The sequence below is a fragment of the Pirellulales bacterium genome (assembly GCA_035533075.1).
Taxonomy (GTDB): domain Bacteria; phylum Planctomycetota; class Planctomycetia; order Pirellulales; family JAICIG01; genus DASSFG01.
This window is the reverse complement of record DATLUO010000244.1, coordinates 1-21473: the sequence shown is the minus strand read 5'-3', so window position 1 is coordinate 21473 and position 21473 is coordinate 1. Positions and strand designations below refer to the sequence as shown.

The window sequence follows — 21473 nt, the reverse complement described above, 5'->3', positions numbered from 1 at the left end:
GGCCGTTCCGCTCACGGAGTGAGCGGTCTACGATTCCGGCGGACGGCGTTTTTTCCTCGTCAGGTCCATCAGCGAAGGTCGAGATAGCTGAAACAAACCGCAAAAAAAGGCCGCCTCACATGGAGGCGGCCTTAAAAAGTGGCGGGGACAGGATTTGAACCTGCGACCTCGAGGTTATGAGCCTCGCGAGCTACCGGACTGCTCCACCCCGCGTCATTCGTAACCCAATTATAGCGGATTATTGGCGGGCGTCCAGCCGGTTTTTTTGGGAACTGCGGCCTTGCGACCGAGTGCGACATTTCGATCCGGTCACGGTATGCCCTGGTAGAGGAAAAACCTCGCGGCCTCCTGGCCGAGCAATTCGAGCGGCTTGACGCGAATGGTCGGCGAACGGACCGTGCCGGTGACTTCCAAGTTCACGACCTGGTTGGAAAGAAACTGCGTCGCCTCCAGCAGCAGGCCCACCGGCGGCGCGGCCACCAACGCCACGCGCGCCGCCAGCCAGGCAACCACTTGCGCACGGGCGTTCAACTGGCCGGTCTTGGCCGTGACGTTCAGATTGAGCCGGCCGGCCAGCGAGACGTTGCCTTGCGCATAAATCTGAATGCTGCCGCTGGCCAGCGAGAACCGCTCGACGCGAACAACCCCCCGCGAGAGATTGGCCCGCAGCGTTCCTTCGTCGAACGTGGTCGAGCCGGAAACGCCGCCGGTCAGGTAAGGGAGCGTCTGCTGCAAGACCGGCAGCGACATGGCCTGCGTGTCACTGAGCGTGGCATTCAACGTGCCGGTCAGTTCGTTGATGGTCCGCACGTTCCGTCCGGCCAGAGTAAACAGGCCGCTGATCTTGCCGTTGGCCAGCCGGCTGGCGCTGGCCATCGAGTGCAACAAGGTCCGCAGGTCGATGCGCGTAAACTTTCCCTTGCCCTTGATTCCCAGGCCATTGGCCAAGGTCAGGTCGACGTCGCCCACGACGCGGCCCCCCGCCAGTTCGCCGCTGGCGCCGTGCAGTTGAATGACGCCGCGGCCGCCGGTGTCGACGTTGCCGGCCAGCGGCAGGCGCAGGCCGCTGAATTCGATGCCCGCCGCGCGACCTTCGCGGACCGCCACGGCGCCGTTGACCTGCACCGGGCGACGGCCGCCGAAAAAGCCTTGCAGTTGCGCGTCGAGCGTGCCGCGCACCGGCACCGCCGCTTTGGGCGAGAGCGCCACAAGTTGCGCCAGCTCCACGCCTGAAAGACCGATGCGGAACGTGCCGCGACGGGCCGGATTCAAATACACGACCGCATAGCCTGTCAACGAGCCGTCGGCGAAAAGTCCGGAAAGATTGGCCAGCTCCACCTGCTCGCCCGCCAGCCGCACCACGCCGCGCAGCTCGTCGAACAACACAATGCCGTTGAGCGTCAGGTTGTCGATCGACACGTCGCCCGTGCCGGCGGGCAGACCGCTGTGCGCGTCGTGCTCGTATTGAACGCGAAGGCTGATCTGCCCCGTGAGCAGGCCAGACACGCCCCGCGCCTCCAACAGCGGCATGAGCGCATCCAACTGCACGGCCGCCAGCTCGAAGCGACCCTCGTTGACGGGTTGTTCGCCTGGCGGAGCGCTCGGCTGCCAGCGACCGGCGAGTTCGAGCGTTCCGCGCAAGACGGCGCCATGCACGTTGTAATCGAGCGTGCCGCGTTCATAGTCGAGGCGGCCGCTCAACTGACCCAAGGCGGCCGAACCCGCCAGCAATGGAGAGGTATCGAACTCGGCATGGACGCTCCAACGGGCGATGTCGGCCAGCCGGCCGGCGGGAACCGCAATGCCGAGCTTGCCACTAATCTGGCCGCTCAAGCGAACGGGCAATCGACCCATGTCGGTGAGCAGGCTCCCCAGGTCGATCCCCTCCCAGTCGAAGGCGGTCCGGCCGGCTTCCTCGCCCGTCAAGGCAAGGAAGGCGCGGCCATGGACGCTTCCGTCATAGAGATCGGCCCGGAACCGCGTCAGTTCGAGCTTGTCTTTTGACGCCGTGAATTGGACATCGAGAGCATCGACTTTGGCGCCGCCGGCCTCAATCGCCTGGGCGGTCAACGAGCCGTCGCCGGTCACTTCCAGCGGATCGAGCGTGCCGCTGGCGTCGGCCGAAATGTTGAAATCGCCAGCCAGCTTGAGCGGCGGACGGAGCGACCGGGGAAGTTTGTTGACGTCGGCGAGATGGCCGTTGTCGAGCGTGATTTTCGCCTGGAAATCGTGGGGTGCCGCCAGATTCAGGCTGGCGGTGCCGCGCAGCCGGGTGTCGTCCAGATCGAAGGCCAGCCGGGTCAGCTCCGCGCGGCCGTCGGCGAGCGTTCCGCGCAGGAAGGCCTGCTTCATCGACCAGCCGAAGGCGCGCACGGAGGCCAGCGAGACGTCGACATCGCCCGTCCAATTCGTCGGGTCGGTGAGTTTGCCGGCCGGCGCGGCCGCGGTGACGTGCCCCCATGTCCAACCCTCGAAGCGTGACTCGGCGACGGCCTGCGCGAGATTCGGCGGAAGAACGCTCGCGACGCTGCCGATTTGCTTGCCGATCTGGTCCAACATGCGGCCAAAATTGACGCGCCGCCAGCGAAGATCGAGGTTGCCCTGGCTGGTTTCGGCCAGGGGAATCGCGATCGTGCCATCGACGCGGCCGGCGTAGGCGACGACCGCCAGCCGAGAAACCGTGATGCTGTCGCGGGCCGCCGAAAAATCGAAGGCCAGGGAGTCGACCCTCGCTCCGTCGAACCGCAGGTTGCGAGCGTTGAAGTTGCCGCCGCCGTCGACTTCGAGCGGTTCCAGCTCGCCGCGCAGGTCGGCGGAGGCGTTCATCAGGCCGCCCACCCGCACGGGCGGCCGCAGGTTGGTCGCCAGCCGATTGCCGGCGGAAAGATCGGCATTGGCCACCGCGAGCTTGAGGCCGAACTCGTAGGGCGCTGCCAACCCCAGCCGGGCGGAGCCGCTGACCGTACCGCCGCCGAGACGGCCGGCGATTTGAGACACCGTGGCCCGCTTTTCGGAAATCTCGTAGTTGAAGTTGCCTGTGAGCTGCGCCAAGGCCGAATTGACGGTCACAGAAGTCACGCGAACTTGCCCGTTGCCAAGCGTAAAGTTGCCGGCGACGCGGGAGACGTCGATGCCGAGCAAGTTGCCGCGGCCCACGGCAAAATCGCCTTGGCCGTTCCAGGCTTCGGGATCGAGCAACCGCTGGGCGGGCGCTTGCCATTGGGCCGTTGCCGAGGCCAAGCCGCGCCAGGGCTGCCGCTGGCCGAGCACGTCGGCCGCCAGTCGTCCGACGTCGACGTTTCGCACTCGCACGCCCGCGCCGACGTTTCCGGCCAGCTCGGTGGGAAGCAACAGGTTGGCCAGCACCTGGCCGCCGTAGAGATCGACGCGGATGGCCGTCAGGCGGACGCGGCCCAGCGTCCCTTCGAATGGCACCCGCAAGCGGTCGATGTGAATGTCTTCAACTTTGAGCTGCTGGCCGGTGAGCGCGCCCCGCGCGCGAACGCGCCGCGGTTCGAGCGCGCCGACGGCGTCCGCGCTTAGGGAGAACGATCCGTCGACCGCCACGGGCGGCGCGAACTCCGCGTCGAGATTCTTCAGCCAGGCCAGGTCGGGCACCGCCGCGCGTAATCGGGCTGTGAAGTCGTAGGGCGCGGCCAACTTCAGATCGGCTGAGCCGCTGAGCCGGGCCTGCGCCAGCGTCGCAGACAGATTGCTGAGCGCCGCGCGGCCGCGGGCCAACCGCAGATCGAGAGTCAATCGTCCGGGCGGCAGGCCCACCGCTTGCACGTCGTCCAGCGTCAAACGCCCGGCGGCCTGCCAACGAGCCGGGTCGCGAATGCCATCGACCGGCACCCGCCCGCTGAAGCGTCCCGAGGCTGTGCCGCTGGCATGTCCGGACAGTTGGTGTACGCGGTCGAACAGCGTGGCCAGCGGCAATTGAACGAGCGAAAGTTCGGCGGTGAGATCGCCGGGCGGACGCGCCTGCATGCGGGCCGTGCCCGACACCGTTCCATCGCGGCCGTCCTTGTCCGGCACGATGAACTTCATGTCGGTGAGCCGCAGGGCGCCGTCGGCGTAAACAAGGTGCAGCGAGAGGCTTTTGAGCTCGAAGCCGGCCACGGTGAGCGAAGGCGAAGTCAGGTCTCCCTCGACTTCGTAGGCGCTCGGCCGCCACAGCGACCGCCACGGAGCGCCGGCCGACAGGCGCACCGTGACCTGACCCGACAACTCGACCGGCACTTCGACGCCGAAGCGCTTCAAGCGTTCGAGCAACGTTTGCACGGCGACGTCGCGGAACGTCCAATGGACGCCGGCGCGGCGCGGAGGGTTTTTCGATGGCGTGTCGGCCAAAGCTTCGGCCGCGATCGACCAAGCGAGGCCCGCGATCAGAAAACTAGCGAGTCGTGTTGGCGGAGGCGATCTCATCGATGTGCTCTTCTGACGCGGTAGGCGGGCGTTCTGGGAATTATACCGAACACGTGCAATCCCCGGCCCACCATGCTAGAATACTTTGGTACGGCGGTTGCACTGCCGGCGCCGGTTGATTTACCGCACTACCAAGTTTAGACGGAGAATCGCTTCTATGCGTAAGGCGGCATTGGAAAATTGCAAACAGCGGCTGGTGGAGATTCGTGACCGCTTGAACGGCGAGGTGAACCACCTCATCGAAGAAGTGCCGCGAAAAGCGAATCCTGGCGGCGACCTGTCGCATGTGCCGACGCACAATGCCGATCGCGACAGCGAGGGCCTGGACGGCGCCCTGGAGGTGATTCACAACGAAGAAGCCCTTCTCAACGACGTTCGCGAGGCCCTGAACCGCATCGAGCGGGGCAACTACGGCAGATGCGAGGAGTGCGGCCGACCGATTGCCGAGAACCGCCTGGAAGCCCTGCCCTACACCCCTTATTGCATCGACTGCGCCCAAAAAGTGGTCGCCGCCGAGCAGTAAGCAACGCTCATGCAGGTCGAGAGCCTTCGTTTGCTGGCCGAGCAACTGCTCGGCGGTGAGCTATCGGTCGACGAATTCACCGACCGGCTCTCGCGACGCGCCATCGCCGACGTGGGCGTGGCCCAACTCGATCTCGATCGCACGCGGCGCTGCGGCTTTCCCGAAGTCGTCTTCGGCCAAGGAAAGTCGGTCGATGCTTTGACGAACATCTTCGAGGGGCTGCTGGCCAACGGCATCCAGGTGCTGGCCACGCGCATCTCCGCCGAACAGGCCGAACCGCTGCTGTTGCGATTTGACCGCGCGGTTTACAATCCGGTCGGCCGGATATTTCGAATCCCGCTCGCGCGTCTGCCGCAGGCCGAACGGTCGCCGCAAGGCCACGTGGGCATCATTACGGCGGGCACCAGCGATTTGCCGGTGGCCGAAGAGGCCCGCGAGACGGCGGATTGGATGGGCGTGCGCGTGACGATGGTTTACGACGTCGGCGTCGCCGGGCCGCATCGCCTTCCTGCCCGGCTGCCGGAGCTGGCGGGCGTCGACGCTCTGGTGGTGATCGCCGGCATGGAAGGAGCGTTGCCGAGCGTGGTCGGCGGCTATGTCGATTGCCCGGTCATCGCCGTGCCGACGAGCGTGGGATACGGCGCCAATCTGGGCGGCATCGCGGCGCTGTTGAGCATGCTCAATAGCTGCGCGGCGAACGTGACGGTGGTGAATATCGACGCTGGATTCAAGGGCGCTTATGTGGCGAGCTTGATTGCCCGAAAGGCGGCCGGACGCAACAGGGCGATAGGTGTGGATCAATGCGATTTCTGACGCTCGCCACGGATTACGACGGCACGCTGGCCAAAAACGGCCGGGTGTCTGCCGAAGCGCTGGGGGAGGTTGAAGACGGCGACCGTTTGGATGCCGCGGAAAGCCGACGCCGCGTCGTCGCTCCGCGAGAGATTCGGGCACGATACCGACGACGCACGTATCAACCCGCCCTGCCGTGGTGGCGGATCCAACCGACAGCGGTCGCGGCGAATAAACCATTCTCGACCGCGGGGCGCGGCGCGTCAATCCGGCGCTTGCAGGCGCTCGGCGACCATCTTCGATAATTTGTTGGAACCGGTTTTCGACAGATGCGCCTCGTCGGTGAAAAACTGGTCGGGCATCGCGTCGTGCAGGTCGACCACCGTCGGCGGATCTTCCGGAAACGCGCTCGCGATCACGTCCCGAAAGCACTTTTCGGCGTTGGGCGGAACTTGACGCCGGATGTTCGACCGCATCGGCATGTTGATCACATAGACCTTGGCCCCCAGCTTGCGAAAGTCGCGCAACATGCGGACAAACGAACGTGCCTGGTCGCCGTCAGGATCGTAATTCTCGGCTTTGAAGTGCCCGCGCTTCGACCAGAAGTCGATCTGCAGGTGGGAAAACTCGCCTTCCCGGTCGTCCAGGTGCCAAAGCCACAGCGGATCGTCGTCCCACGGCTCGGGACTGGGAGCGAACAACCGCTCGGCGCTGACCCCCGCCAGACGAAACACCCACAGCCGCAAAGAGTAAATGTGCGATCGCAAAAAGTGACCGACCACGATGCGGTGGAAAATGCCCCAGTGCATATAAATGCCGCTCAACGGACTCAGAAAAGCCAGGCTCGTGCGCAACGACCGGAGACGGCGGCCGACGACCGCCTGCGGCACCATCGTCGGCTCATCGCCCAGATAACGTTCGCCCACGAGCATCTGGGGATGAACTCCCAACGCGACGACGGACGGCTTCAAGCTGCAAAAAAAGATCGGCTGCATCACGCTTTCGAGGTTCTCGAAGCTCAAGCCGGCGCCAGTCAGCACGATCCAACGGTCGGCAGAAGTGGCCCCGGCGTCCAGGTATTTGCGCTGGATGCCCGTGGCGGTCGTCGAAACGCCGATATAAACCCCCAGCCGCGTGCCGGGCGGCAACTGGCCGTGCAGGTGCAAGCGGTCGATGGCCGCCACCCGGCCCCAGGTTTTTTCGTACATCTGCCAGCCCAGCGGCCGTTGCCGCGGGTGCAGCGCGGCGGCGTCGCTGCCGAACGTGAAGCCCAGCACGTAGTGCATCGCCACGAAGACCAGCAGCACGCCGGCCATCACGACGAGAATGCCGCGATAGCGCGAGAGGTCGAAGCCCGCCGCCGCCAGCCGTCTAAAAACCTTGGTAAAAAAACTGCGCACCGCTTTCACCTAGCCAATATACCAACAGGAGTTGAACCACCACCCACAGCAGCCGCAGGACAAACTGCCAGAACGGGATGCCGCCTTCGTTCGATTTCGAACCTGCCATTTTTCGCTTTCACTTAATCGTCATCGTAGGGTGGGACCAGCGAGCTTGCCCCACCCTACACTCTATTCTCGCGGCCAATTCGCTACCAGTAGCGTGAAGGCGAAAAAGACCTGCGTCAAGATGGAGGCCGCCACCCGGATGCCGGGATTGGCACGATAACGATTCATGGCTTCACGGCTGAGCCGCTTTTGCAGCCAGGCGCGGTACCAGTTGACCGTCACCAGCCCCGCGGCGTTGAGCACGCCCCACATCAGCCAGCGCCAGTTCAACTCGTGCCACAGGCCGCAAAGCACGAACGCCACGGTGAACGCCACGCTGGCGCACCACAGCGCCCTCTGCGGACCGGCGCGGCGGAGCAGCGCCAGCTGCACGGGAATGAACAGGTTGCGGTAGACGAACCGCGACAACGACATGTGCCAACGGTCCCAGAAGTCGATCAGGTTCCGCGCCACGTAAGGGCGGTTGAAGTTTTCCGGCGTGGCCACGCCCATCAAGCGGCCCGCCCCGACCGTGATATCGCTATAGGCGCTGAAATCGAGGTAGATCCAGAAATAAAACAACACCATTTCGACGCCCATATAAGGAAAGCCGGCGCTGAAGTGCGTCAAAAAGGCCCGATCGACGATGGTTGCCAGCACGTACTTCTTGAACAATCCGTGGGCGATCCGCTCGACGCCGCGCAGGGCATCCGAGGCGGTCAGGGGCGGCGGCACGGCCGGCTGCGCCACGAAATCCGCATAACCCTGGATCGGTCCGGCCGCAAGCATGTGAAACGGCAGCAGGTAATTGACCGTCGACGGCAAATCGGGAGCGGGGTGCCGTCCCTCGTGCGTCAGCCGCAGCACTTCGACCAGCCGCAACGCCACGTAGGAAAATCCGATCGCCAGCAGCACTGATTTAAGCGGCTGCACGCGGTCGCGGGAAAGTCCAACGGCGTCGAGCGCCTCCCTGACACCGTCGGCGTCGTAGAGCGTTTTTACCGAGAGCTTGTGCATGACGAACAGGCCCAAGACCGCCAAGCCTCCCAAGATCAGCGGCAAGACGCTCAGCCGGCGACGTTCGATCGCACGCAGCACAATCCAAACCGCCAGCACGCCGGCGCACGCCATGCCCAGCCCGGACGAAAACACCACCGCCGCCCCATCTCGCAGTGACCATCGTTGCACGAGATCCCAAACGCGGCGCAGATCGGGAGCGCCCAGCAGCAGGCCGAGAAACCCCAGGTTGACGGCGGCCCAGGCCCATTTGCGCAGCACGGGCGAAACGATCGGCAGCAGCACCAGCACCGCCAGCGCCAGGACGCACCAGAAGCCTGGGCCATAGAGATCGAGTGTGGATAGGTCCATCTCGTGTCAGAATCCGCTTCGCACGAAGTCGGCCACCCTCTTGCTCGCCCACCTCGACCCTAACTTACCTCCGCCTGTCCGCCGCCGCCGCTGGCGTCAATGCGCGGCCGCGTCGACCTTTTGCCGCAGACGGGCCTCGATCAGCTCCGCCAGCTCGCCGACGTTCTGCCATCCGGAGATTTCGGAGCTCGTGAACCGGACGCCAAACTCCCGCTCGGCATGGACCATCACGGTCACGTGCGTGAGCGAGTCCCAGCCATCCAAGTCCTTCCCACTGGTTTGGGGTGTCAGCGTCAAGCTGTCGTCCAGCAGGACGGTGCGAAAGATCTGTTCGAGCCGAGCAAGGATGGCATCCATGCGACCATTATGCGACAGCCGGCGTCGGCTTGCAAGCAACGCCGGCCGGAAAGGGCAAGTCGGTGCTGGTGGTAGCGATCGTGCCAAATGGCCACGGGGGGAAAGCGTAGGGTGGGACCAGCGAGCTTGCGAGCGCCGGCCCACCACGAAGAGGCGTCAGCTTTCAGGTGTCAGGCGTCAGGACGAACAACCTGATGCCTCATGCCGAACGATGGTGGGCCGGCGCTCGCAAGCTCGCCGCTCCCACCCTACGAGGATGGCTGCGTTCGTGAGACAAACCCAAATCTAAGACACTACCCCCGCCGGCCCGGCCGGACCTTGCGGTCCGGCCGGGCCACCCACGCTTACGCCGGAGCCAGCTCCTCCAGCTCGCGGGCCAGCCGCTTCCGGGCCACGTGCAGCCGGCGCTTGATCGTGCCGACCGGCGAGTGGAACTCGTCGCTCATCTCGATCAAGGAGTGGCCCTTGACGTAGAACGCCACCAGCGTCTTGCGGTCGAGCGGTCCCAGCCGGCGCAGACCTGCCCGCACCTGACGCCGACGCTCGGCCGCCAGCACGTTGGCCAACGGCGTGTCGGTGTCCTGGCTGATCGCCTCCAACGTCTCGCGCTCGGCCGTGATGACCGGACCACGACGCACCTGCCGGTTGATCGCCAACCGGTTGGCGATCGCCCGCAGCCAGCCGCCGAAGCACTCCGGCTGCCGGAGTTGGCCGATCTTGCGCAGGGCCTGCACGAACACCTCTTGGGCCAGTTCCTGCGCCTCGCCCCGGTCGCGCAGCCGCCGCAGGGCCGTGCCGAACACGACCCCCTGAAACTGCTCGACCAGTTGGCCGAAGGCCTCGCGGTCGCCCTGTTGGGCGGCGCGCACCCGTGCCACCAACTCCAGCTTCTCGTTCGTCAGTTCTTCGGTCTCTTCAAGGGCGGTCATGATTCTCTCCTTTTGCTGCCGCAAACGTTGCGGCCACAGGCACACGCAAAAAAAACGGGGCAAGTCACGGTCGGCGAATGAAAGATCGCAATGGATCTCGCGCTTCGCAGCCCGGCGGCCGCCTTCCGTCCAAAATCAGTGCTGAGGGTTCGCCCGAATCGGGCGACCGCTTAGCTCCGTCTGGCGGAAGGGTGCTGGGCGGCGGGTTTCCGCTGCCAGCACCGCGGCGCTGGTCCGGTCTGCGAGCATGAACTCGCCGGGACCGTTGTCAGCGCCAGGGCCGTGGCCGGCTTGAGCAGGCGTTCGAGTGCCGCTAAAAACCTGGCCGCCGCCTGAGTGGCGTGTTGATAGAAGTCGCGCATGCACAAGAGGTTATCGCGGCGCACCTCCACCGTACCCACGACCAGGCGGTCCTGGCGAATGCCAGCAACGGTCGAATTGGTCAAGGTGTGGAGGATGTTCCGCATGGCAACCTTCTTGCGCTTATTTAGCGCGATTGGAGAGAAGTTACGCGTGGCGGGCGAATCCGTTATCGCCCGCCCTCTTACGCTTAAGCCTGTCATGCCCAGATCGCGCCGTCAAGCGCAAGGGGGCGAAATACCGTCATCGGCCGGGAAATGAACCCGGCAGATACCGTAATCGACGCACGGGCCGGCAAAAGGTTCGCGCGGAAAAACGATTTTTTAAACGGCGGTTTCGCCGCCCCAGCACGAACTGACCCCCCATTTCAGCGCCGCACAAAAGGAACCGCGAACTGCAATCCACGGCCTGCCAAGCGGTTACGAGCACCCAGTTTTTTGGTATTCTATGGGGACACGTGTTCCCGCCTGGCGTGTCGTGGTCGCACGACTGCCGGGCTTCTGCCATTTTTGGAGTGTCCTGGTGATTGCCCGCGTTCGCGTGGTTCGATTCAAGCGGTTTGCCGATCAGGTCTTCGATCTCACCGGCAATTCCATCTTACTGGCCGGACCGAACAATTCCGGCAAGACCACCCTGCTGCACGCCATCGCGGCGTGGCATCTCGCTCTGAGACGTTGGCTGGCTGAGCGAGGGGAGAGCGGCGGAAAGAGGCGGATCAGCTTGGTCCTGGACGAGTTTACCGCGCTGCCGCTCCGCGAGATGAACTTACTCTGGCTGAACCGACACACCGCCAGAAAAGTGCCCGGCAAGAAACAGCCCACGTCCGCCCCGATCTACATCGAGGTTACCGTCGGTCAAGGCCGTCGTGTGGAAGAGTCGCTGACCATCGAGTTCATGTATGCGAACGAAAAAATGGTCTACGTGCGGCCGGTCACCGCGCCGGACAACCCGACCCCCATCGAGAAGCTGCCGGAATTTGCGCAGTCTCTGAACGTCGTGCATGTGCCGGCATTCTCGGGCATCGGAACCCAGGAACCGCGTCACGCTCCCGGCATTCAGAACAAGCTCGTAGGTGAGGGAAAGCCCGGCGAGATCGTCCGTAACCTGCTGCTTGAGATCTGGGAAGCCCCCGCCGGTAAACAAGCTTGGAAAGACCTGCAGGGCGACATCGAGCGGCTCTTTCAATGCGAGTTGCTCCCGCCGGAGTTCTCCGAGGCGCGGCCCTATGTCGTATGCGAGTATCGACCCAAACCGAACCCGGCAGACAAGGCATCGCGCCCGCCCAAGCTTGACATCGCCAACGCCGGCAGCGGATTCCACCAGGTGCTGCTGCTTTTGGCTTTCTTTCACGCGCGCCGCGCAGCGGTGCTCCTGCTGGACGAGCCCGATGCCCACCTGCACTTCATTCTGCAGCGCGAGATCTTCGATCACCTTCGCCTGGTGGCCCACCGCCGGAGTTGCAAGCTGATTGTGGCGACCCATGCTGAGGTGTTGCTCAGCGGCGAGGAGCCCGAACAAATCATTTCCTTCATCGGACAATCGCCACGGCGGTTGTTGCGGCCTGAAGAAAAGCAACGCGTGCAAGAGGCCCTACGGCGATTGACGGCACTCGACCTGCTGCAGGCGGACCACGTCGGTGCGGTGTTGTATGTGGAAGACGGATCGGACCACAAGCTGCTTCATAGCTGGGCCAATGTGCTCGACCATCGGGCGGCCGATTTTCTGCGGTTTCCTTACGTCGTCCCATTGCACGGCAAAGGCAACCTGGATGACGCCAAGAAGCATTTCCAGTGTCTGCGCCTGGCCCAAGAGCGAATCAAGGGGCTGGTCATCGTCGATCGCGACGCCGTGGAGCGTTCCGGCGATTTGCGGGCCCCTGAGGGGCTCGACATGTTCCGATGGGGCAGATACGAGATCGAAAACTACCTCCTCGTGCCCGCGCTGGTCAGGCGCTACCTGCAAGATCGGCAGGATGCTCTGTTTGCACAAGCCGACGAGCAAATCGTTGACGCGGAATTCGCCTCCAATTTTCCCGCGGGCATCGACTTTCTCCGAGACATTCCGGCCCTCCGCGATCTTAAGGCCAGTGATTTTCTCACCGAGTTGCTCGGCAAGACGCACTCCCCCTTACCCAAACGCGACCTTTACATGTTGGCGCAGCTCTCGGCGGCCGACGAAATTCATGCCGACGTGCGTGACGCTTTGGACCGCATTGCCCAGATTTTGCCTGGCAGCATCCCCAGTATTGAAGCGAACTCGGCGCCGATCGATGTGAACGGCACCGACGACGCGGGCGAAGCGTCCAGCGGCCTATGAATTAATGAAAAACCCCTCTAATGCTCGATCCGTCGTTGATTGATGGATGCCAGGCGGTGGCTGACAGAGCTAGCCAAGCACTGACGGCGTGCCGAAGCGAAAAAATCTTTTCGAGAGGCCCTTGAACCCTTTGGCATCTTAGGTTTATACTCAGTCGCTTTCAATCAGGCCGATCGATCAGGAAGTTGTCAGGCTATGAAAGTACGCGCCAGCGTGAAACGCATCTGCGAAAACTGCAAGCTCGTCCGCCGACGCGGCGTGGTGTTCGTCGTCTGCAGCAATCCGCGCCATAAGCAACGCCAGGGCTGATCGGAAGGGCCGCTCCGCTGAAACGTCAGCCCCGTTGCGCCAGGCAGGGGCGAGACGATTTAAGTTCAAGGGAAACAACAAGTTATGCCACGTCTATTGGGTGTCGATATTCCGAACGACCGGCCGGCGATCATCTCGCTGCAATACCTTTACGGGGTCGGCAAGAAGGTCGCACGCGAGCTTTGCCACAAGGCGGGCATCAATCCGGCGGCCCGCGCCCGCGACCTGGCCGAAGATGAGTTGGCTAGGCTGGCGGCGCTGCTGGACAAAGACTACGTCGTCGAGGGACAGTTGCGGCGGCAACTGGCTCAGAACATCTCGCGGCTGAAAGACATCAACTGTTATCGCGGCATCCGTCATCGACGCGGGCTGCCGGTTCGCGGCCAACGCACGCGGACCAATGCCCGCACCCGCAAGGGACCCAAGAAGACGGTGGCCGGCAAGAAGGGCGTCAAAGACCTGAAATAAGAGGACTGGATTTAACCGGTGGCCAAGACCAAACGACGAAAGGTGCGCCGCAATGTCACGCTGGGCGTGGCGCACATCAAGGCGACGTTCAACAACACGACCGTAACCATCAGCGACACCAAGGGCGACACGCTCTGCTGGGCGAGTGCGGGCACGTGCGGCTTCAAAGGGAGCCGCAAGAGTACGCCCTTCGCCGGCCAATGCGCCTCGCAGCAGGCCGCCGAAAAGGCAATCAAATTCGGCGTCAAAGAAGTCGACGTGCGCGTGAAAGGGCCGGGCAGCGGACGCGAAAGCGCAATCACCGCCTTGCAGTCGGCCGGCATCACGGTGAAGAGCATCGAAGACGTCACGCCGCTGCCGCACAACGGCTGCCGGCCCCCGCGTAAACGTCGCGTCTAGCTAGTGGTTAGTAGCTAGTCGAGTGGAGATCAAGTGGCGCATTTATATCGGGCTGGCGACTGAACCCTGAACCCTGAACTCTGAACCGTACACCATGGCTCGTCATACTGGACCTGTTTGCAGACTTTGCCGCCGCGAGGGAATGAAGCTGTTCCTCAAGGGAACGCGCTGCGATACGCCGAAGTGCGGCATCGAGCGGCGCGATTCCAACCCCGGCATGCACAACCAACGCCGCGGCAAGCTGACCGACTATGGCATCCACCTTCGCGAAAAGCAGAAGGTGAAGCACTACTATGGCGTCCTCGAACGCCAGTTCCGCCGATACTTTTCCGAGGCGCAGCGGTCGAAGGGCAACACCGGGGCCACGCTGATGAGCTTGTTGGAGCGGCGGCTGGACAATGTCGTGCATCGGCTGGGCTTCGGCCAAAGCCGCGCCCAGGCCCGGCAGTTGGTGGCCCACGGGCATATCACGGTCAACGGCCAGCGGGTCAATATCCCCAGCTATTTGCTCAAGCCGGGCGACGTGGTGCGGGCCAAGAACCGGGCCAAGAGTCTGCAGGCCGTGCAGGCGAACCTGGCCGAGAATCAGCGCCAGGTGCCCGACTTCTTGACGCTGGGCGAGGGACCGATTCCGGAGGGGCGCGTGTCGCGCTTGCCTGAAGATTTCGACGTCTCGATTCCGGTCCAGACGCAATTGATCATTGAGTTGTGCTCCAAGTAAGCACTGGCTGATAGAGGTTTCAGACTCGCTCGGATCGCAGCCGAGGCGACGGTCTTTTTTCGCGGGAGGGTTCACATGCGGATTCGTTGGCGTGGGCTTGAGTTGCCCAGTCTAGTGACGTGCGATCGGTCGACGTTGACTTCCACCTACGGCAAGTTCATCGCCGAGCCGTTCGAGCGCGGCTTCGGCACGACGATCGGAAACAGCTTGCGGCGGATTTTGCTGTCGAGCTTGGAAGGCAGCTCGGTGACGCAGGTCAAGATTCACGGGGCGCAGCACGAGTTCACGACTTTGCCCGGCGTGGTCGAGGACGTGACCGACATCGTGTTGAACATCAAGGCGCTGGTGGTCAAGAACCACAGCGAGAGCACCAAGGTCATCCGCATCGAGAAGAAGGCCAAGGGCCTGGTGACGGGGGCCGACGTCAAGACCGACGACACGGTGGAGGTGATCAACAAGAGCCATGTGCTGGCCACGCTGACCGAAGACGTGCCGATCGAGATCGAGATGGTGGTGGAAAACGGCCGCGGCTACGTGCCCGCCACGGAACACAGCCCGAACGTCGAGATCGGCATTATTCCGGTCGATGCGATTTTCAGCCCGGTGGTTCGCGTGCGCTACGAAATCGAAGAGACGCGCGTCGGGCAAAAGACCAACTACGACAAACTGACTTTGGAGATTTGGACCAACGGCTCCGTCGGCCCGGAGATGGCGATGGTGGAGGCCGCCAAGATTCTCCGCAAGCATCTGAACCCGTTCATTCAGTACTCCGAGTTGGGCCCGCAGGTGTTTGGCGATGGCCGTTCGGCCGCTCCGGTGCTGTCGGAGGCGATGCTCGAAGAGAGGTTGAGCAAGCGCGTGACCGACTTGAATTTTTCGGTGCGCTGCCTGAATGCTCTGGAGCAGGAAAACATTCAGACCCTCCGGGAATTGGTGAGCCGGACGCCGGACCAACTTCTCGACATCCGCAATTTTGGCGATCAGGCGCTGTCCGAGGTGCGCGAAAAGCTGGGCGAGTTGGGACTACGGCTCGGCATGCGCGTGCCGGCGGCATCGTCGGTGTGAGGAGGGTAGGGTGGGACCAGCGAGCTTGCGAGCGCCGGCCCACCGCGTTCAAGGCGATAGGCGTTGGGCGTTAAACATAGAACTCAACACGAGGTAACCAAGCCATGCGACATCGACGAAAAGGCCGTGTTTTGGGGCGGTCGCCCAGCCATCAACGGGCACTGCTGCGCAACCTGGCCAGCGCTCTGTTTCTCACCGAGCGCGACGCCGAGCACGACGAGAACGCTCCCAAGGTCAAGGGCCGGATCATCACCACGCTTCCCAAAGCCAAGGAGCTGCGGCCCGTCGTCGAGAAGTGCATCACCATCGCCGTACGCGGTTTGCGGGCCGAAGAAGAGGCCTTGCAGTTCGGCAGCGACGCCCAGCGCGACAGCGAAGAGTGGAAGCGCTGGCGGCAGGGTCCGCAGTGGCAGAAGTGGGCCGCCGCGCGAGCGCCGGCCGTCACCGCGCGGCGCCGCGTGCTGACCATGTTGGGCGACAAGCAGGCCGTGCGCGTCTTGTTCGAGCAGGTGGCGCCGCGGTTCCTCGACCGCAACGGCGGTTACACGCGCATTTTGAAGCTGGCCACGCCGCGCTTGGGCGACGCCGGCGCGCGGGCCATGATCGAGTTCGTGGGCGTGCGCGATCGGGCCACGCAGCGGGCCCAGGCGCCGAAGTTCGAATCGGCCGCCGAAGGCCAATGACGCGGCCGAGCGCATAACCTTTGGTTCGTGAGTCGAAGAAGACTTGGCACAAGGGCACGTGTATGGCGCAAGCACCGACTTCCAACGCTCCGGCACAGTCGCGCGGCTTCGATTTCACCTATCATGTCTCTCGGCTCTGCGCCGATCTCTGCCAGCGGCTGGAGGAGATGCGGCACATCGACATGGGCCGCGTGGCCCTACGCTATTGCCAGGTGCGAAGGCCCGGCGGCTATGGTTTGCAGGCCAGCTTGACGCCGTTGCGTTTCGAGGAAGGCCGCCTGCGGACGACCCGCGGCGGACGGCACTGGACCATCCAGCGACTCTACGGTGCGCAAGGGCAGGAGATGCTCTACTTGTTGAGCTTCTACCTGCCGCGGTTCTTGAACCAGGCGTTCGAGGAAAAACTGGCGACCGTGGTACACGAACTGTGGCACATTTCGCCGCAGTTCAACGGCGACGTGCGCCGCCTGCCGGGCCGCTGCTATGCCCACGGCCACAGCGAGGAGCACTATCACGCCCAGATGCGGCGCCTCTCTCGCCAGTGGTTGGCGCTCGGTCCGCCGCCGGCCACCTACGAGTTCTTGCAATACGACTTTGCCCAGTTGCGCGGCGCCTTCGGCCCCATTTATGGCACGCGGATCAACACCCCGCGATTGATTCCGGCTGAAACGGAGCTGGCTCGCGTCGAGCGTCTATAGTTCACGCGGCCGAGAACGAGACATTTTTTCCGCGAGCAAAAGCGGTGGCTGGGGCAGAGCTTGGCCCGATACCGTCTGGCGCCCTTCAACAGCGTGGCGGCCAAGTGATGCCCCGGTTGGACGCACCGGGGCATCGCCAATGTCTCATTCTCGGCCGCGTGAAGTATAAGTTGGCCCTAGCGACACTCAGCCAGGATTCGGCGATAGGCCTCGCGGGCGGCTTCGTAGGCTTGCTTGGCCGCGTCGCGCTCGGCGCCCTCGCGGATGGCGGGCGACTTCTTCTGCCAGCAGACGTCGACCGCGTCCAAGCACCATTGGGCGCTCCGCTTGCTCGCCCGCACCGGAGCGCCGTCCAACTCGACGAACACCGGATTGGTGTGCGAGCTGGCAAAGATGCGCAAGGCAATCCAACACGAGGCCGAGGGCTGATAGTCGAACTCGATTTCGCGGATGTCGCCGTCGGCCTCGATCTCGCGCTTTGCGACCGGTTCGCCGTTGACGATCAACTCCACCGGCACGCGGCGAGTCTCGCCGGTGCGCGCCCGCTCCAAATGCCAATAGGGCTTTTGATCGAGCGGCGTCTTGCGGATGGTTTCGTTGGGCGTTTCGTCGAGAAACGCGGCCACGCGGGCGGATACCTTCAGCTTGTCGCCCTGGTTGACCGCCAGCACGCTGGCTTGGCCCCTATCGTACGAGTCACCGTCGCCCAGCTCGCCGACGCCCAGCGTGCGGTCGCCGTCGCTCACGCGGAAGTCGATCAGGTGGCTGAGCCCGTCGCCGACGTAACTGCGGCCGTCGCGGATGCCGTTGACCCAGGCGTCGTAATCGAGCGATTGTCTCGCTTGGCCGCCGAGCTTCACGTAGGAGCGGCCCAGCCCGACGCGCTCGCCGTAGATGCAGGGAAAGTCGGTCTCGCCGCTGATCCGGGCACGGTAGCCGCAGTTCAGCGTGTGATACCAGATGTTCAATTCCCAGACGATCGGCGTATCGACGGCCGAGATGAAGTCGCACACGCCGTGCGTCACATCGACGATAAATTCGTTGGCCCCGATGCCGTCGAACTTCGGCATCTCGTAGGTGGGCAGCGTCCGCGAGGCGACCTGCAGGCCCCAGCCGCTGTGCGAGAAGCCGACCACGCCGCCCTGCTCTTTGCCCCAACGCAGCACCGGCAAGTCCCAGCTCGGCCACTCTTCGATCTTCGTCGTGCCGGGGTAATCGTCTTCCGTCAGCCGCAGCAGGCAGAGGTGCCCGGCGTGCGAGCTGGGAAAGCCGGAGACTTCCACGTCGTAGCGCATCAGGTTGTGCGGGGTGGAAAGCTGACTCACGCCGCCCTCGAAGAACTGCTTTTGGTGATACCAGCACGGTCCCCAGGAGAGCACGCAGCCGACGTTCAGGTCTTCGCCGACGATGTGGCGGATCATATCGGCCGGCGTCACGCCCTCGGTGGGCGCCTCGTAATGGGCGCAGCCGGCGCTGTGAACGTGGTGGTCGCCGGAGTACCAGCCGAGATCGGCCATCTTGATCCACCGTGCGAGCTGAAACCGCTCGTGGTGCTCGCCGGCGGACGGCACGCTGATCTCGCGTTTCAGCACGCGGTATTCCGGCCCGCGGGTGTAAGTCACCTCATAGTCGCCGGGCGGCAGCAGTACGCTCTCGCCGTCGGCGCGATACACCTGGTCGTGAAAGAAGAAGTCGGGCGCCAGCCGCCGTGCCCGTGAGGGATAGATCCGGCCGCGATGATCGCGAAACACGAACTGAGCGGTGGTCGGCTGGCCGTCTTCGTCGAGCACCTCCAGCACGACCTTGACCGCGGAGCGGCAGCCGAACAGCAGGTTGACTTCGTTGCGGAAGCCGAGGTCTTGCGTCCCTTGCCCGACGTCGAAGGCCAGCTTCGCTTCGCGCTGGCCGGCGTCGCGGCTGTAAAGCTCGATGATGCGGTATTCCAGGGCCAGGCCCGAAAGGTCGGCGTTGAGCGGCTGCGAGTCGAACATGGCCACGTCGATCCAGCGATTGGCCAACTCGGCCGGCGCAATGGTGTCTTTCGCGTTCGGCTTGCCGGACGAACGAAGCACTTGCGGCGCGGCGTTCGGACTGCTGACCCGCAGCCGAGCGGTGACGCCCGCCTCATTATGCACCTTGACCAGGAACACGCGCCAGCCGTGCTCGATCAGTTCTTGCGGGGCCGGGCCGGGAGCGACTTTCACCCGGCTTTCGGCGTTGATGTTGACGGCGGCCAGGCAGAGCGGATCGAGCACCGCTTGCAGATGGGGCAAGCAGGTTGACGGCTCGACGTCGTCCATCGCCGCCGTCATCGCCGCCTGCTGCCGCTCGTCGAGCGGACTGCCGAGCAGCCCGAGGGCTTGCACCACCCGCCGCACCTGCGCCTTGAGCGGTTGCAGCTCGACCTGGCGGACGACGGGCAGCGCAGGCGGTTGGAGCTTGGCGACGTCGGCGGCCCCGGTCGTGGCGGGCACGAGGAAGAGGACCGCGAAGAAGGGTAAGTATCGTCGAGCGTTCATGGTGCAAGGATCGTAGGGTGGGGCAAGCGAGCTTGCGAGCGCCGGCCCACCATAGGGTTCAGGGTTCAGGGTTCAAGAACATCCGACTTGACGTTCGCCTGACGCCTTTTTCCACCTTACAGGATCTCCTTCGGACAGAGCAGCCTTCATTTTACCGACCCGCCAGGGAGGGCACAATTTGTGGATCTCCAATTCTTGCCCCATCAGCGAATCGCCCCAACGGAAAGCCGCCGCCTGGCAGTACCGGCCCGATGCTTCCATGGAGCAGGGCACAACCATGGCGGCGATGTTGAATTCGCTCCGGGTCTAGCTCGCCGCCCCCTGCCGGCTTGTCCGGCAGGAGCGCAGTTTGCCGGGCTAACACGCGCAGCAGTCGATCACGCCGCCCCCTGCCGGCTTGTCCGGCAGGAGCGCAAGTTTGCCGGGCTAACACACGCAGCAGTCGATCACGCCGCCCCCTGCCGGCTTGTCCGGCAGGAGCGCAAGTTTGCCACACTGAGACGGTTAGTTTGTTATAGCCCGTCAAACTTCTTCACCTGCCAGGCAAGCTGGCAGGGGTCGTCGCCCGCCACGACCCGAGCTTGCCTCGGTCGGGCGATGAACGAGCTGCGGCGGCTCGCCGCTACGGTGTCAAGAGAGCCAGGAGTTGCGGCGGAGTCACGACGCGAACAGGGCTGCCGGCAAAATCGGCCAAATTTCGCGTGACGATGAGGTCAAGCTTCGCAAGCGCGGCTGAAGCCATTTGCAGATTGTCCTCGAAGTCGTTGCCCGGCAAGGAATCGGCGTCAGTCAAAGCTTGCTTGTCGAGCGGTAAAATCTCGAACGCGGCAAGGCACCTCTGAACGTCCAGTCGGGCCTGCGCCGCGCCGACGAGTTTGCGACCGATATAAAAGAGGTTCGCGACTGTTAGCGCCGAGACGGCTAGATCAAGAACACCAGGCTGAGATCGTCGCAGGATTTCGTCGGCATCGACGTGCCATGGCGCGCGAGCCAACAGCGAGTCGAGGACGACGTTAGTGTCTAGCAGCACCCGCATCAACCGTGCTTCCGCATAAGTTCTTCTTCCAGCAAGGTTTGCGCGGCCGCGTCGCTCAGCGGGCCGGCATTACTCCACGCGCCAATGAGATCGGCGGGGCTGGTCTCCGGGGAAGGCGCCTCCCCGGCTGCGGCAAGGGAGGACAGTATTTTCGATGCCAACGACCGCCGATCGTCCGGGGGCCAATATCGCACCGTCTCCCAAATTGCGTCAAATGAACCCAAATGATTCGTCGCCATGCTTTGCACTCGCCGATCGCGTAGTTCGCGGCCCCAACGATGATTATACGCTTCGCCCGGACCCGTTAGAATGGTATCATGCACTTGCTCGTGCCTCCTGCCTACACAGCGAAGAGGCTTGTGCTCCACAGTGGCAGCCTTCCCCGATCATCGGGCGCTCTCGGCTCCCACATCGCTTCTTTCGAGGGCTCGTCAGCGGTTTCACTTGCGTTCCGGCCTGCTTGCTCGCGGAATCGCCTTATGCGATCCTTTGCATCGAAGGCTTCGACGGTTTCGTTACCTCCACCATCACTGGTGATTACTTCCGGCTGGAGCGACGAGTTGCCGGGCGGGGCTTTCACCCGCCGGAACACCAACACCTTTCGTGGCGCACCGATGATTGAACGCCAGATGCCTGCCGCGCAACAGGCCTCCTCCCTCCCTCGTCGTGCGTGCGTGCCGCCGCCGCGTCGCGGTGGCGCGCACGCGCGACGCGGCAACCGACGGGGGCGAAAAGGGCGGATCGGGGCCATTCGTCTCTGGCGTCCAATCACCGCTCCACCGGCACAAGGCCGGAATGGTGGCGGGGCGAAGCAGCCCTGTTGCGCCATGCGAGGATTCGCCTCCGCGCAGCGCGGTTCCGCGACGATCGCCACGCCGACGAGCGCGAAACGGGCGCGGCGCGCTCGCCGTGTCTTCCCCGCCACGACCCGAGCTTGCCTCGGTCGAGCGCTGATTGACCGCCAGAGGCCGGCCACGCAACAGACCTTCTCCCCTCCCGCGTCGTGCGTGCCGCC

Annotated in this window: 19 protein-coding genes and 1 tRNA gene; 11 read left to right on the top strand and 9 right to left on the bottom strand. The window is 63.9% G+C overall.

Annotation, left to right across the window (positions count from 1 at the left end):
• Positions 1-139 precede the first annotated feature (139 nt).
• Positions 140-213 (bottom strand) — tRNA-Met (locus VNH11_30430).
• Between the two features lie 96 nt (positions 214-309).
• Positions 310-4428 (bottom strand): AsmA-like C-terminal region-containing protein, encoded by a 4119-nt coding sequence (locus tag VNH11_30425; GenBank protein HVA50701.1) that lies wholly within the window; start codon positions 4426-4428, stop codon positions 310-312.
• 157 nt (positions 4429-4585) lie between these two features.
• On the opposite strand from VNH11_30425, the gene VNH11_30420 reads away from it, so the two are divergent.
• Genes VNH11_30420 through VNH11_30410 form a run of 3 tightly spaced genes read left to right on the top strand, consistent with a single transcriptional unit; the run spans position 4586 to position 6048 of the window.
• A complete protein-coding gene (locus VNH11_30420) occupies positions 4586-4951 on the top strand; it encodes a TraR/DksA family transcriptional regulator (protein HVA50700.1) in 366 nt (121 codons plus the stop codon).
• 9 nt (positions 4952-4960) lie between these two features.
• Positions 4961-5764 (top strand): nickel pincer cofactor biosynthesis protein LarB, encoded by an 804-nt coding sequence (gene larB / locus VNH11_30415; GenBank protein HVA50699.1) that lies wholly within the window; start codon positions 4961-4963, stop codon positions 5762-5764.
• A complete protein-coding gene (locus VNH11_30410; GenBank protein ID HVA50698.1) occupies positions 5752-6048 on the top strand; it encodes a hypothetical protein in 297 nt (98 codons plus the stop codon). The genes larB and VNH11_30410 overlap by 13 nt, the downstream gene beginning before the upstream one ends.
• Here the strand turns inward: VNH11_30410 and VNH11_30405 are convergent.
• The 5 genes from VNH11_30405 to VNH11_30385 all read right to left on the bottom strand — a co-directional run bounded on the left by VNH11_30405 (position 6007) and on the right by VNH11_30385 (position 10351).
• Positions 6007-7143, bottom strand: a complete 1137-nt coding sequence (locus VNH11_30405; GenBank protein ID HVA50697.1) for a hypothetical protein — start codon at positions 7141-7143, stop codon at positions 6007-6009. The two genes, VNH11_30410 and VNH11_30405, sit on opposite strands and share 42 nt — an antisense overlap.
• Before the next feature lie 171 nt (positions 7144-7314).
• Positions 7315-8598 carry an MBOAT family O-acyltransferase gene (locus tag VNH11_30400; GenBank protein ID HVA50696.1) on the bottom strand — a complete coding sequence of 428 codons (1284 nt, stop codon included), beginning with the start codon at positions 8596-8598 and terminating at the stop codon, positions 7315-7317.
• Positions 8599-8694: 96 nt separating this feature from the next.
• Positions 8695-8955 (bottom strand): acyl carrier protein, encoded by a 261-nt coding sequence (locus VNH11_30395; GenBank protein HVA50695.1) that lies wholly within the window; start codon positions 8953-8955, stop codon positions 8695-8697.
• A 344-nt stretch (positions 8956-9299) separates the two neighbouring features.
• Positions 9300-9884 carry a sigma-70 family RNA polymerase sigma factor gene (locus tag VNH11_30390; GenBank protein ID HVA50694.1) on the bottom strand — a complete coding sequence of 195 codons (585 nt, stop codon included), beginning with the start codon at positions 9882-9884 and terminating at the stop codon, positions 9300-9302.
• A gap of 170 nt (positions 9885-10054) precedes the next feature.
• Positions 10055-10351 (bottom strand): hypothetical protein, encoded by a 297-nt coding sequence (locus tag VNH11_30385; GenBank protein HVA50693.1) that lies wholly within the window; start codon positions 10349-10351, stop codon positions 10055-10057.
• Positions 10352-10766: 415 nt separating this feature from the next.
• Here VNH11_30385 and VNH11_30380 point away from each other — a divergent pair, with 415 nt between their 5' ends.
• The 8 genes from VNH11_30380 (at position 10767) to VNH11_30345 (ending at position 16903) form a co-directional block, all read left to right on the top strand.
• Positions 10767-12560, top strand: coding sequence for an AAA family ATPase (locus VNH11_30380; protein ID HVA50692.1), 1794 nt, complete (start codon positions 10767-10769; stop codon positions 12558-12560).
• 195 nt (positions 12561-12755) lie between these two features.
• Positions 12756-12869: a 50S ribosomal protein L36 gene (gene rpmJ / locus VNH11_30375; protein ID HVA50691.1), complete on the top strand. Its 114-nt coding sequence runs from the start codon at positions 12756-12758 to the stop codon at positions 12867-12869.
• 84 nt (positions 12870-12953) lie between these two features.
• A complete protein-coding gene (rpsM, locus tag VNH11_30370; protein ID HVA50690.1) occupies positions 12954-13337 on the top strand; it encodes a 30S ribosomal protein S13 in 384 nt (127 codons plus the stop codon).
• An 18-nt stretch (positions 13338-13355) separates the two neighbouring features.
• Positions 13356-13736, top strand: coding sequence for a 30S ribosomal protein S11 (gene rpsK, locus VNH11_30365; GenBank protein ID HVA50689.1), 381 nt, complete (start codon positions 13356-13358; stop codon positions 13734-13736).
• Positions 13737-13830: 94 nt separating this feature from the next.
• Positions 13831-14457: a 30S ribosomal protein S4 gene (gene rpsD, locus VNH11_30360; GenBank protein HVA50688.1), complete on the top strand. Its 627-nt coding sequence runs from the start codon at positions 13831-13833 to the stop codon at positions 14455-14457.
• A gap of 75 nt (positions 14458-14532) precedes the next feature.
• Entirely contained in the window at positions 14533-15522 is a 990-nt protein-coding gene (locus VNH11_30355) for a DNA-directed RNA polymerase subunit alpha (GenBank protein ID HVA50687.1), read from the top strand.
• A 104-nt stretch (positions 15523-15626) separates the two neighbouring features.
• Positions 15627-16205: a L17 family ribosomal protein gene (locus tag VNH11_30350; GenBank protein HVA50686.1), complete on the top strand. Its 579-nt coding sequence runs from the start codon at positions 15627-15629 to the stop codon at positions 16203-16205.
• A 62-nt stretch (positions 16206-16267) separates the two neighbouring features.
• A complete protein-coding gene (locus VNH11_30345) occupies positions 16268-16903 on the top strand; it encodes a hypothetical protein (protein HVA50685.1) in 636 nt (211 codons plus the stop codon).
• Between the two features lie 176 nt (positions 16904-17079).
• On the opposite strand, the gene VNH11_30340 is transcribed toward VNH11_30345, so the two are convergent.
• Complete coding sequence (locus tag VNH11_30340) at positions 17080-19422, bottom strand: CehA/McbA family metallohydrolase (protein ID HVA50684.1); 2343 nt, start codon at positions 19420-19422, stop codon at positions 17080-17082.
• Between the two features lie 622 nt (positions 19423-20044).
• Positions 20045-20458 carry a PIN domain-containing protein gene (locus VNH11_30335; protein ID HVA50683.1) on the bottom strand — a complete coding sequence of 138 codons (414 nt, stop codon included), beginning with the start codon at positions 20456-20458 and terminating at the stop codon, positions 20045-20047.
• Positions 20459-21473 lie beyond the last annotated feature (1015 nt).

Bases quoted from the DNA above. Each gene is read 5' to 3' on its own strand.
- VNH11_30425 (HVA50701.1), bottom strand. From the start codon at position 4,428: ATGAGATCGCCTCCGCCAACACGACTCGCTAGTTTTCTGATCGCGGGC.
- VNH11_30420 (HVA50700.1), top strand. From the start codon at position 4,586: ATGCGTAAGGCGGCATTGGAAAATTGCAAACAGCGGCTGGTGGAGATT.
- larB (HVA50699.1), top strand. From the start codon at position 4,961: ATGCAGGTCGAGAGCCTTCGTTTGCTGGCCGAGCAACTGCTCGGCGGT.
- VNH11_30410 (HVA50698.1), top strand. From the start codon at position 5,752: ATGCGATTTCTGACGCTCGCCACGGATTACGACGGCACGCTGGCCAAA.
- VNH11_30400 (HVA50696.1), bottom strand. From the start codon at position 8,598: ATGGACCTATCCACACTCGATCTCTATGGCCCAGGCTTCTGGTGCGTC.
- VNH11_30395 (HVA50695.1), bottom strand. From the start codon at position 8,955: ATGGATGCCATCCTTGCTCGGCTCGAACAGATCTTTCGCACCGTCCTG.
- VNH11_30390 (HVA50694.1), bottom strand. From the start codon at position 9,884: ATGACCGCCCTTGAAGAGACCGAAGAACTGACGAACGAGAAGCTGGAG.
- VNH11_30385 (HVA50693.1), bottom strand. From the start codon at position 10,351: ATGCGGAACATCCTCCACACCTTGACCAATTCGACCGTTGCTGGCATT.
- rpmJ (HVA50691.1), top strand. From the start codon at position 12,756: ATGAAAGTACGCGCCAGCGTGAAACGCATCTGCGAAAACTGCAAGCTC.
- rpsM (HVA50690.1), top strand. From the start codon at position 12,954: ATGCCACGTCTATTGGGTGTCGATATTCCGAACGACCGGCCGGCGATC.
- rpsD (HVA50688.1), top strand. From the start codon at position 13,831: ATGGCTCGTCATACTGGACCTGTTTGCAGACTTTGCCGCCGCGAGGGA.
- VNH11_30355 (HVA50687.1), top strand. From the start codon at position 14,533: ATGCGGATTCGTTGGCGTGGGCTTGAGTTGCCCAGTCTAGTGACGTGC.
- VNH11_30350 (HVA50686.1), top strand. From the start codon at position 15,627: ATGCGACATCGACGAAAAGGCCGTGTTTTGGGGCGGTCGCCCAGCCAT.
- VNH11_30345 (HVA50685.1), top strand. From the start codon at position 16,268: ATGGCGCAAGCACCGACTTCCAACGCTCCGGCACAGTCGCGCGGCTTC.
- VNH11_30340 (HVA50684.1), bottom strand. From the start codon at position 19,422: ATGAACGCTCGACGATACTTACCCTTCTTCGCGGTCCTCTTCCTCGTG.
- VNH11_30335 (HVA50683.1), bottom strand. From the start codon at position 20,458: ATGCGGGTGCTGCTAGACACTAACGTCGTCCTCGACTCGCTGTTGGCT.